This window comes from Caulobacter sp. AP07, from assembly GCF_000281955.1.
GTDB lineage: Bacteria > Pseudomonadota > Alphaproteobacteria > Caulobacterales > Caulobacteraceae > Caulobacter.
In genome coordinates, this window is sequence record NZ_AKKF01000063.1 from 1 (window position 1) to 10,240 (window position 10,240).

The window sequence follows — 10,240 nt, forward strand, 5'->3', positions numbered from 1 at the left end:
CCCAGGCGCGCCAGGGCGAACAGGAACAGCGGCAGCCGCCGTTCGCGCAGCACCCGCAGCAGGTAGCCGGGGCGCAGCTGGCCGGCGGCGTCGAGTTTCTCGACCAGAGCCGCCTCCATCTCCTCGCGGTCCTCGTCCTGCTCCAGGCTGGGCGTGTCGATGGCGGTCGTCCCCTGATGGACGGCGCGCAGCGACGCCTCGATGGCCTGGGCCATCTTGTCGGGGTCCAGCTGGAAGCGGGCGACCAGGGCGTCGCGCAGGGCGCGGCCGACCCACAGATAGAGCTGCTCGGCCAGATCGCTGGACAGGCTGGGGTGGCGAGCCAGGGGCGAGCGCAGGGCGACCACGTCGCGGGCCTTGTCGACCAGGCGACGCAGGCCGTCGGGCGTGACCTGGGCGGTGGGGTTGCTGGCCAGGGCGGTCAACACGGCCGACTCGTCCTTGGCCAGGATGGCCTCGACCACGGCGGGCGACAGCTCCGGACGGCGGGCGATCTCGATCTGGTGTTCCAGCGTGGCCTGGACCAGCAGGCGGATCAGGTCGTGGTCCTGCAGGACCGGGCTGCGGGCGATGATCGGGCGGGCGATCTCGATTTCGTCCAGGGCCAGGATGTTGACCAGGGCCGAGGGCGCCCAGGTGGCGTCGGCCAGGCGCTCGGCCAGGCGGGCGCGGATGTCGCGCTCGGCCTCGACCACCAGGGTCATGAAGATCGAATCCAGCAGGATCTGCACTTCGGGCGCGGCGGGGCGGCCCTCGACCTGGCTGGCGTCGCACAGGTCGACGATGCCGGCGAGCAGGCGCTCGCGGTCGGCCGGCTCGCGGCTGCGGGCCAGGGACAGGAGCTGCGCGGTCTGGTCGGCCTGGCTCACCAGACTCCTCGGCTCAAAGCTTAACCAAGACGACCTTGGCGGTGTCAGATGAAAACATGCTTAAACAGGTGAATCCACGGAGCGCGAAGATTAGCGTCGCGATGCCGCAGGTAGAATAACGCCGAAAAGCCAGCCGGGAGAAGCAAGACGCATGGGCCAACCTCTGATCCTCGCGCTCGATCAGGGCACGACCAGCACCCGGGCGATCCTGTTCGAGACCAGCGGCAAGCCGGTTTGCGACGCCGGCCGGCCCCTGCGCCAGAGCTATCCGCGCGACGGCTGGGTGGAGCACGACGCCGAGGAGATCTACGCCGCCTGCGTGGGCGTGCTGCGCGACACGGTGGAGAAGTGCGACCGCGACGCCACCGACATCGTCGCCCTGGGCGTCACCAACCAGCGCGAGACCGTCGTGGTGTGGGACAAGGCCACGGGCCGGCCGATCCATCCGGCCATCGTCTGGCAGGACCGCCGCACCGCCGACGTCTGCGACCGTCTTCGCGCGGCGGGGCACGAACCCGTGGTCACCGCCGCCACCGGCCTGCTGCTGGACCCGTATTTCTCCGGCACCAAGATCGCCTGGATCCTCGACAACGTGCCGGGCGCGCGAGGGCGGGCCGAGGCGGGCGAGCTGCTGTGCGGCACCATCGACACCTGGGTCATCTGGCGGCTGACGGGAAAGGGCGCGCACGTCACCGACGCCACCAACGCCTCGCGCACCCTGCTGTTCGACATCGAGAAACAAGCCTGGTCGGACGAGATGCTGGCCCTGCTGAACGTGCCGCGAAACCTGCTGCCGACGGTGCTGGACTGCGCGGCCGACTATGGCCAGGTCACGGCCGACATCCTGGGCCGGCCGCTGCCGATCCGTGGGGTGGCCGGCGACCAGCAGGCGGCGCTGATGGGCCAGGGCTGCATCCGGCCGGGCGAGATGAAGGTCACCTACGGCACCGGCGGTTTCATGCTGGTCAATACCGGCGAGACGCGGCCGCATTCGGCCTCGCGCCTGCTGACCACGGTGGCGGCGCGGGTGGGCGGGCGCACGACCTACGCCCTGGAGGGCTCGATCTTCGTGGCCGGGGCGGCGATCCAGTGGCTGAACGAGGGGCTGGGCGTCACCGGCGGTCCGCGCGGGGCCGAGGCCCTGGCGCGGTCGGCGCGCGGCGACCATGCGGTGGTCGTGGTCCCGGCCTTCACCGGCCTGGGCGCGCCGTGGTGGGACGCCGAGGCGCGGGGCGCGGTCTTCGGCCTGACCCGCGACGCCGGCCTGGCCGAGATCGCCGCGGCCACCTACGACTCCTGCGTCTTCCAGGGGCGCGACCTGATCGAGGCCATGCGGGCCGACGCGCCCTCGGCCTTCGAGGACGCGGCGCTGCGCATCGACGGCGGCATGGCCAAGAGCGCCTGGTTCAGCCAGCGCCTGGCCGACCTGACCGGCATCCCCGTGCACCGCGCCCGCTACCAGGAGACCACCGCCCTGGGCGCGGCCCTGTTCGCCGGGGTGGGGGCGGGGGTCTATGGATCGGTCGAGGACGCGGTGCGGGCGCGGCCCGAGGCCGAACTGCTCGAACCGGCCCTCAACGTCGCCGCCCGGGAAGGGGCCTATGCGCGGTGGTTGGACGCGCTGCCGCGGGTGCGGTCGTAGGCGCCCGCTATCGTCCTTCGATCCACAGGTTGAGCGGCTGCTTCTGTTCGCGCCGGACCAGGATGGCGTAGCCGACGGCGAACACCACGATCCCGACGGCCAGGCCGCCCAGGACACCCGCGGGGGTGGCGAACGCCGCGACCAGGGTGGAGATGGCGGTGGCCAAGCCCAGCATGCACCATCGCAGGAGGATGCTGAAGCCGTGGTAGGTCTGCTCGTGGGCCAGCAGGTCGGGCTTGTTGGTGTCGTTGAAGTCGGCGTCCATGCGTAACCTCCATGAGGAACGAACCGGGCCGTCGTACGCGGCCTCGGGCCGAACACTGGGAACAAGGTTACGCCAGATCGGGTTCCAGGGCGAGCAGGGCGGCCAGCACCTTGCGCATCAACGGGGCCAGCGGCCGGTCGCCCGGCGCGGCGATATCGATCCAGGCCAGTTCGTCGATCTCCGCCCGGGCCGAAATCTCGCCCTCGACCTCCGCGAGGTAGGTCGCCGCCCGCACGGTGAAGCCGGGCTCGTTGGCGGCCGGGGCCTCGAAGTCGCCCAGCAGGGTCGCCGCGACCAGGCGGCAGCCCAGTTCCTCGTCAAGTTCGCGGGCGAGGGCGGTCAGGTCGTCCTCGCCGGGCTCGCGCTTGCCGCCCGGCTTCATGAACCGGGCCGTGCCGCGCTTGCGGACCACCAGCATGCGGCCGGCGTCGTCGCGGATCACGGCGGTGACGATATCGATGATCGAAGGCATGGGCGGAAGGCTAGCAACGGAAAGGATTCGCGTCCCGCCCGAGCCAGGCCGGCGCGCGTCGATGATGAGGTCCGGATCGCGCCAGACGCTGGCGGGCCCATGCCCTAGCCAAGGTCTCCCATAGGAGAGACGCCATGACCGACCTCGAAAAACAGACCTTTGTCGACCGCTTCGCCGCCGCCTGGGCGGCCAAGGACGGCGCGGCGTTCCTCGCGCTCTGGCATCCGGAGGGCCAGCTTCACTATCCCTTCGCCAACCGGATGATCCGGGGCGACGAGATCGGCATGCTGAACGACCTGACCAAGGTCGACGCGCCCCACCTGACCTGGTCCCTGGTCGGCTGGACGACACGCGGCGACGTGGTGGTGATCGAGTGGGAAAGCTCTAACCGCTACGGCGAGCACCTGGTGACTTGGCGGGGCGTCGACAAGCTGACCCTGCGCGACGGCCGGATCATCGAGGAGGTGGTCTATGCCGACACCGCGCCGCTGCAGGCCCTGCGCCAGGGCAAGCCGTTCGAGGCGTTGATCCAGTTGCCAGACTGACCCCCGCCGGTGCGTCGTCGGCGCCTACGGCTGGACCGTCGCCAGCACATGCTCGCTCAGCAGCTTTTCGGAGATGGCGTGCGGCTGGCGGACGTTGAAGTTGGTGGTGGTGATCACCGCGACCAGGGCGAGGTCGGGAACCACCACCACCTTGTTGCCGCCCGTGCCGCTCATCACCCAGGCCTTGTGGCCCGCGAAGGTCTGCAACCAGATCAGGTAGCCGTAGTCGGCGTCGGGGCGAGCCTGGGCGTGTGGAGCCGTGGCGGCCGCGACCCAGGCGGCCGCCAGCACTTGGCGCCCGGCCCATTGGCCGCCGTTGGCGTAGAGCTGGCCCAGCTTCAGCAGGTCGCGGCTGGTCAGACCCAGGCCGCCGCCGCCCTGGGCCAGGCCCAGGGGCGAGACCTGCCACTGCGGCTTGTCGATCCCCAGCGGACCGAACAGCGTCTCGTCGGCGAAGGCGGGCAGGGGCTTGCCGACCGCGCCCTGCACCACCGCGCCCAGGGTGGTCACCCCGGCCGTGCAATAGCTGAAGCTGCGGCCGTAGGGCGACGCTTCCGGCCTGGGCGCCCAGGGGGGAAAGCCCCGCACCGGCAGGTCGCGATAGAAGCCGACCCAGTCCTCGATCAGGTACATCCGCTCCTCGTTGCCGCGCGAATATTGGTTGTCGTCGTCGCATTCGGCGATCGAGCTCATGGTCAGCAGGTCCTCGACCGTGACCTTTTTCTTGCGGGGATCGGGATTGGCGACCGGCGTGCGGTCCTTCAGATAGGCCCCGATCGGCGCCTCGACTCCGGGCAGGGCGCCGCGGGCGATGGCGGCGCCGGTCAGCATGGCTGTCACGGTCTTGGTGACCGAGCGGGTGTTGCGGTGGGCGCTCGCCCCGCCGCCCTCCTGGCCCGCGTCGTAATAGGCCTCGAACACCAGCTTGCCGTGGCGGGCGATCAGCACGCTGGTGATCTGCTGGAACTGGCCGGCCTTGATGGCGGCGGACATGGCCTCGAGCTTGGCGGCCGACATCCCCTCGGCGGCGGGGGCAGCCGTCGGCCAGTCCAGGGTCTTGTCGGGCGCGGCCGCGTGGGCGGCCAAGGGCGTGGCCAGGAGCAGGGCGGCGAGCAGGAGCGGCTTCAAGCGAGTGTCTCCGGTAGAGGTCGAAGCCCGTCTAGATCGCGCCGGCCCCGCCGTCTTGGACGCTTGCAACATCGAGGCGTCGGCCGCACAGCCGCGCGAACTCGCCGGGGGTGACGCCGTAGGCCAGGCGGAACTGGCGGTTCAGGTGGCTCTGGTCGCAGAAGCCGGCGCGCAGGGCGATCTCGCCGATCGGGGTCCTGCCCAGCATCAGCAGGTCGGCGGCGCGTTCGAGCCGCCGGGTGCGCAGGCGCGCTCCCGGCGTGGCCCCGAACCAGCGCCGATAGCCGCGCGCCAGGTGCACGGGATGCACGCCGGCCGCCCGCGCGACGTCGGCCACGGCGATCGGCTGGTCGAAGGCGTCGGCCAGGAAGGCCTCGGCGGCGGCCAGCCAGCCGGGGCGGTGGTCGCTCTCGCGTATCGAGGTCTGGACCTGGGCGGCCAGTTCCAGCCCCAGGCTCTCCAGGGCGACGGGCTCGACGTCGCGCGTCAGGATCGCCCGCGTCAGCCGCAGGGCGCAGGTGCGGGCCAGGGTCCCAGTCAGCCGCAGGGCGTCGCCGGCCGTGGGCTCCTGGCCGGCCAGGTCACGCCAGGTCGCGGCCTCGAAGCTGACGGCCAGGAAGTGCCCGCCGGCCCCGACGAAGCGGTCGCGATGGACGACGCCGGGCGGGTTGAACACCAGGGGCGGGCCCTCTGTCTCGGGGCCCCAGGCGGTGGTCAGGTAGCGGCCGTGGGTGGCCAGCACGAAGTGGGCGTCGTCGTGGCTGTGCTCCTCGACGCCCTCGGCCGAGATGGTCGCCGACAGGTGGGCGACGCGGACGCTGGGCAGCTGACGCTCGACGGTCGAGACGCCGTAGAACCGGCCTTGGCTGAAGGCGGTTCTCGGCGCGGTCATGTCAGCCCAGCGTCTCCGCCGCCCACGGGGCGAAGTAGCTGATGATCCCGGCCGCGCCGGCCCGCTTGAAGGCGGTCAGGCTTTCCAGGATGGCGCGCTCCTCGTCGATCCAGCCGTTCAGGCCGGCGGCCTTGATCATCGCGTACTCGCCCGACACCTGGAAGGCGTAGGTGGGCATGCGGAACTCCTCGACCAGGCGGCGCAGGATGTCGAGATAGGGCATGCCCGGCTTGACCATGACCATGTCGGCCCCCTCGGCGATGTCGAGGGCGACCTCGCGGATCGCTTCCTCGGTGTTGGCCGGGTCCATCTGGTAGGTCTTCTTGTCGCCCTGGCCCGCGGAAAGCTTGGCCGAGCCGATGGCGTCGCGGTACGGGCCGTAGAAGGCCGAGGCGTACTTGGCGGCGTAGGACATGATCATCGTGTCCTGGAAGCCCGCGCCCTCCAGGGCCGTGCGCAGCTTGCCGATCCGGCCGTCCATCATGTCGGACGGGGCCAGGATGTCGGCGCCGGCTTCCGCCTGCATCAGCCCCTGTTCGATCAACCGCTCGATGGTGGGGTCGTTGAGGATGCGGCCGCCCTCGACCACGCCGTCGTGGCCGTGGTCGGTGAACGGGTCCAGGGCCACGTCGCACATGATGCCGACCTCTGGGGCGGCGTCCTTCATGGCCTTGACGGCGCGGGGGATGACGCCGTCCGGATCGGCGGCGATCGAGCCGACCGCGTCCTTCCGGGCCCCGTCGATGTGCGGGAAGATGGCGATGGCCGGGATGCCCAGGTCGCGGGCCCGCACGGCGGCCTTGGCGGCCTCCTTGACGCTCAGCCGTTCGACGCCCGGCATCGAGGCGACGGGGATCACGCCCTCGCCCTCGTGCACCACCATCGACCAGATCAGGTCGGACGGCGTCAGCGTGGTCTCGCGCACCAGGCGGCGGGTCCAGTCGGCCTGGCGCAGGCGGCGCAGGCGGGTGGCGGGATAGGGGGCGAGCGGAGGCGTGGTCATGGCCTAGGGTTTCGCGCGGGAGGCGGCGCGAGGCAAGGGCGACGAAGCCCTTAAGCGCGCGCCGCCGCCATCGAAACCCTCAGGAATAGACGAAGGCGGGATCGTCCAGGTCGATGGCCGGGATCTCGTCCTTTTCGGCCCAGTAGTCCTGGGTGTGTCGCCATTCGGACTTGCTGCCGGCCTTGGGCAGCAGGTGCATGCCGCGCGTCAGGTAGCCCGGATTGAAGTTCTCCGGATCGATCCAGCCGGAAAGGGGCATGTCCTTGTCCTCGGGGCGCAGCGCCACCGAGACCTGCCGAGCGCCCTTGTCCTCCATGTGCGCCAGCAGCCGGCAGACGAAGTCGCCGACCAGGTCGGCCCGCAGGGTCCAGCTGGCCCGGAAATAGCCGAACACCCAGATGAGGTTCGGCACGCCGGTGAACATCATGCCGCGATAGGTGACGGTGTCGGCGAACTCGAGCGGCTGGTCGTCGATGCTGAAGGCGATGTCGCCCAGGGCGTTGAGGTTGAAGCCGGTGGCGGTGACGACGATGTCGGCGTCCAGCGTCCGGCCGGATTTCAACAGCAGGCCGGTTTCGGTGAAGCGCTCGATCTCGTCGGTGACGACCGACGCCTTGCCTGCGGCGATGCCCTGGAAGAGGTCGCCGTCGGGCACGAAGGCTATCCGCTGCCGCCAGGGCCGGTAGCGCGGGGTGAAATGGGTCGCGATGTCGAAGTCGGGACCCAGGAAGGCCTTCACGCCTTCCAGCAGCTCCTGGGTGACGACCTCGGGCTCCTCGACGGCGCGGCGGGTGAACACCGCCTGGTCGAGCAGCACCTTGCGGCGGACGATCTCGTGGATCCACGACTCGTCGATCTCCAGCTCGCGCAGGGTGTTGGCCAGTTCGTTCTCGTTGCGCCCGGGCACGAAGAAGGTCGGCGAGCGCTGCAGCAGGGTCACGTGGCCGCTGTCGTCGGCGATGGCCGGGACCAGGGTCGCGGCGGTCGCGCCGGAGCCGATGACGACCACCGTCTTGCCCTTGTAGTCGAGGTCCTCGGGCCATTCCTGCGGGTGGACGATCTGGCCCTTGAAGGCCTCCATGCCGGGCCATTCGGGCGTGTAGCCCTGGCGTTGCCGGTAGTAGCCCTGGCACATCCACAGGAAATTGGTGGTGAAGCGGGCGATCTCGCCGTCCTCGCGCCGGACTTCCAGGGTCCAGAGCCTGTCGGCGCTGGACCAGCGGGCCGAGACGATCCGGTGGCCGTAGCGGATGTGCCGGCCCAGGTCGTTGTCGGCGATCACTTCGCCCATATAGGTCAGGATCTCGGCGCCCGTGGCGATCGGCGGCCCGATCCACGGCTTGAACCGGTAGCCGAAGGTATAGAGGTCGCTGTCGGAGCGGATGCCCGGGTACCGGTGGCTATGCCAGGTGCCGCCGAAGCTCTCCATGGCCTCGAGGACCAAGAAACGCGTCCCCGGCCTCTGCTGGGCCAGATGGTAGGCCCCGCCTATTCCAGAAATTCCGGCCCCGACGATGATGACGTCGAAATGCTCGGTCGACGACTGTCGCGAAGCGCCTTCGAGCGCGGCGGTCTCCGTCATGGCGCACACCTTCCCTAGGCGGCGAAGCTTGGAGTTCGCCGCGTTCCTCACCCAGGCCGGCGCCTCTGCGGACGCCTAACTGAACACTGTCAACCTGAGGCTGGCGTCTTGTGTGGTCCGGATCAAGCGGTTTGTCGCGGATCGAACGGAGGCGTGTCAGCTGGCGCGGTCGTCCAGCCGCGCCGTGACGGTGTCGACGCGGGTCCAGATCTGCGACTTGCACAGCATCTTGCCCAGCACGCAGCCCTTGGCCTTCATGGTGCGGGCGTCGATGAACTCGGCGGTGCCCGACAGGGTGACCTTCAGGGTCGGCACGAAGACCTTGCCGCGCATGTTGCCGTTGCCGGTGGGCTCGAAGTCGCGCAGAAGCTGCTGGCCGATCAGGGTCGAGTAGCCGCTCTTGCGGGCGTCGGCCTGGGCCTTGGGGCTGGCATAGACCACGACGCCGCAGGTGCTGGCCCCGCAGCTCTTGATCTCGACCCGGACGTTGTCCTTGGGGTTGCGCCAGACGCCCATGTCGGCGGCCTGGGCCGGGACAGCAGCCAGGCCGACGAGCGCCGCGAGGGCGGTGAAGAACAGGATGAGCTTACGCATGACGAAACGATGACGCCTCCGATGGGGGCGATTTGGTACGGGACGTGTTGCGGATCAAGGGCGGCGGGACGTTTGGTTCCCACTTTCGTCGCACTGCGTCATTCAAAGTCAGCAAGTGAGATATGATTGACACAGTGACCGGGGCGCGGCACGTCAGCGGCCAAGAAGGCGAGGGGTTCACTCTGCCCCGCACGGGAGGATATCGCGCATGGATTTCGCGCTGACTGACGATCAGGTCGCTATTCAGGATGCAGCCAAGGCCTTCGCCGAGGGACAGCTTGCCCCGCATTCCGCCGAATGGGACGAGAAGAAGCACTTCCCCGTCGACGTGCTGCGCCAGGCGGCCGAGCTGGGCTTCGCCGGCATCTATGTGCAGGAGGACGTCGGCGGCACGGGCCTGTCGCGCCTCGACGCCTCGATCATCTTCGAGGCCCTGAGCTACGGCGACGTGCCGACCGCGGCCTATCTCACCATCCACAACATGGCCTCGTGGATGATCGACCGGTTCGGCTCCGATGAGCTGCGCAATCGCTACCTGCCGCGCCTGACGACCATGGAGCTGATCGCCAGCTACTGCCTGACCGAGCCGGGCTCGGGCTCCGACGCCGCCAACATGCGCACCACCGCGCGGCTGGACGGCGACCACTACGTGCTGAACGGCGGCAAGGCCTTCATCTCGGGTGGCGGGGTGTCGGACGTCTATGTGGTCATGGCCCGCACTGGCGTGGACGGCGCCAAGGGCGTCTCGGCCTTCGTGGTCGAGAAGGGGACGCCGGGCCTGAGCTTCGGGGCCAACGAGCGCAAGATGGGCTGGAACAGCCAACCGACCGCGGCGGTGAACTTCGACGAATGCCGGGTGCCGGTCGCCAACCGCATCGGCCAGGAAGGCGAGGGCTTCCGCTTCGCCATGATGGGCCTGGACGGCGGGCGGCTGAACATCGCCTCGTGCTCGCTGGGCGGGGCGCAGCTGGCCCTGGACACCGCCAAGGCCTATCTCGAGACCCGCAACCAGTTCGGCAAGCCGCTGAAGGACTTCCAGGCCCTGCAGTTCAAGCTGGCCGACATGGCCACCGAGCTGGAGGCCGCCCGCCTGATGGTGCGCCGCGCCGCCCACGCGCTCGACAACCGCGACCCCCAGGCCACCAAGCTGTGCGCCATGGCCAAGCGCTTCGCCACCGACGCCGGCTTCCAGGTGGCCAACGACGCCCTGCAACTGCACGGCGGCTACGGCTACCTGCAGGACTATCC

At 69.9% G+C, this 10,240-nt stretch carries 11 protein-coding genes; 3 read left to right on the forward strand and 8 right to left on the reverse strand.

Going from position 1 to position 10,240, the window contains the following annotated elements; all coding sequences use genetic code 11:
* On the reverse strand, positions 1-869 hold an 869-nt coding region (locus PMI01_RS04715), incomplete at its 3' end, for a DUF2336 domain-containing protein (RefSeq protein WP_007663856.1).
* A gap of 151 nt (positions 870-1,020) precedes the next feature.
* Here PMI01_RS04715 and glpK point away from each other — a divergent pair.
* On the forward strand, positions 1,021-2,511 hold the full coding sequence (gene glpK, locus PMI01_RS04720; protein WP_007663858.1) for a glycerol kinase GlpK: 1,491 nt from the start codon (positions 1,021-1,023) through the stop codon (positions 2,509-2,511).
* Positions 2,512-2,518: 7 nt separating this feature from the next.
* Here glpK and PMI01_RS04725 read toward each other — a convergent pair whose 3' ends face one another.
* Both PMI01_RS04725 and PMI01_RS04730 read right to left on the reverse strand, forming a co-directional pair.
* Complete coding sequence (locus PMI01_RS04725; RefSeq protein WP_007663860.1) at positions 2,519-2,776, reverse strand: hypothetical protein; 258 nt, start codon at positions 2,774-2,776, stop codon at positions 2,519-2,521.
* Between the two features lie 67 nt (positions 2,777-2,843).
* On the reverse strand, positions 2,844-3,248 hold the full coding sequence (locus tag PMI01_RS04730) for an NUDIX hydrolase (RefSeq protein ID WP_007663862.1): 405 nt from the start codon (positions 3,246-3,248) through the stop codon (positions 2,844-2,846).
* A 134-nt stretch (positions 3,249-3,382) separates the two neighbouring features.
* On the opposite strand from PMI01_RS04730, the gene PMI01_RS04735 reads away from it, so the two are divergent.
* The gene (locus tag PMI01_RS04735) at positions 3,383-3,793 is read left to right on the forward strand and encodes a nuclear transport factor 2 family protein (RefSeq protein WP_007663864.1); all 411 of its coding nucleotides are present in this window, start codon (positions 3,383-3,385) and stop codon (positions 3,791-3,793) included.
* A 24-nt stretch (positions 3,794-3,817) separates the two neighbouring features.
* Here PMI01_RS04735 and PMI01_RS04740 read toward each other — a convergent pair whose 3' ends face one another.
* The 5 genes from PMI01_RS04740 to PMI01_RS04760 form a co-directional block, all read right to left on the reverse strand.
* Positions 3,818-4,921 carry a serine hydrolase domain-containing protein gene (locus tag PMI01_RS04740; RefSeq protein ID WP_007663866.1) on the reverse strand — a complete coding sequence of 368 codons (1,104 nt, stop codon included), beginning with the start codon at positions 4,919-4,921 and terminating at the stop codon, positions 3,818-3,820.
* 31 nt (positions 4,922-4,952) lie between these two features.
* Positions 4,953-5,813 (reverse strand): helix-turn-helix transcriptional regulator, encoded by an 861-nt coding sequence (locus tag PMI01_RS04745; protein WP_007663868.1) that lies wholly within the window; start codon positions 5,811-5,813, stop codon positions 4,953-4,955.
* A gap of 1 nt (position 5,814) precedes the next feature.
* On the reverse strand, positions 5,815-6,816 hold the full coding sequence (gene hemB, locus PMI01_RS04750; protein ID WP_007663870.1) for a porphobilinogen synthase: 1,002 nt from the start codon (positions 6,814-6,816) through the stop codon (positions 5,815-5,817).
* Between the two features lie 79 nt (positions 6,817-6,895).
* On the reverse strand, positions 6,896-8,398 hold the full coding sequence (locus tag PMI01_RS04755) for a flavin-containing monooxygenase (protein ID WP_007663873.1): 1,503 nt from the start codon (positions 8,396-8,398) through the stop codon (positions 6,896-6,898).
* Between the two features lie 156 nt (positions 8,399-8,554).
* Entirely contained in the window at positions 8,555-8,992 is a 438-nt protein-coding gene (locus PMI01_RS04760; protein ID WP_007663874.1) for a DUF2147 domain-containing protein, read from the reverse strand.
* Positions 8,993-9,200: 208 nt separating this feature from the next.
* Between PMI01_RS04760 and PMI01_RS04765 the strand changes: the two genes are divergently transcribed.
* On the forward strand, positions 9,201-10,240 hold a 1,040-nt coding region (locus tag PMI01_RS04765), incomplete at its 3' end, for an isobutyryl-CoA dehydrogenase (RefSeq protein WP_007663876.1).

Excerpts from the sequence above, each read along its gene's own strand:
- hemB (WP_007663870.1), bottom strand. The coding sequence starts at position 6,816 with ATGACCACGCCTCCGCTCGCCCCCTATCCCGCCACCCGCCTGCGCCGC.
- PMI01_RS04730 (WP_007663862.1), bottom strand. The coding sequence starts at position 3,248 with ATGCCTTCGATCATCGATATCGTCACCGCCGTGATCCGCGACGACGCC.
- PMI01_RS04760 (WP_007663874.1), bottom strand. The coding sequence starts at position 8,992 with ATGCGTAAGCTCATCCTGTTCTTCACCGCCCTCGCGGCGCTCGTCGGC.
- PMI01_RS04735 (WP_007663864.1), top strand. The coding sequence starts at position 3,383 with ATGACCGACCTCGAAAAACAGACCTTTGTCGACCGCTTCGCCGCCGCC.
- glpK (WP_007663858.1), top strand. The coding sequence starts at position 1,021 with ATGGGCCAACCTCTGATCCTCGCGCTCGATCAGGGCACGACCAGCACC.
- PMI01_RS04725 (WP_007663860.1), bottom strand. The coding sequence starts at position 2,776 with ATGGACGCCGACTTCAACGACACCAACAAGCCCGACCTGCTGGCCCAC.
- PMI01_RS04745 (WP_007663868.1), bottom strand. The coding sequence starts at position 5,813 with ATGACCGCGCCGAGAACCGCCTTCAGCCAAGGCCGGTTCTACGGCGTC.
- PMI01_RS04755 (WP_007663873.1), bottom strand. The coding sequence starts at position 8,398 with ATGACGGAGACCGCCGCGCTCGAAGGCGCTTCGCGACAGTCGTCGACC.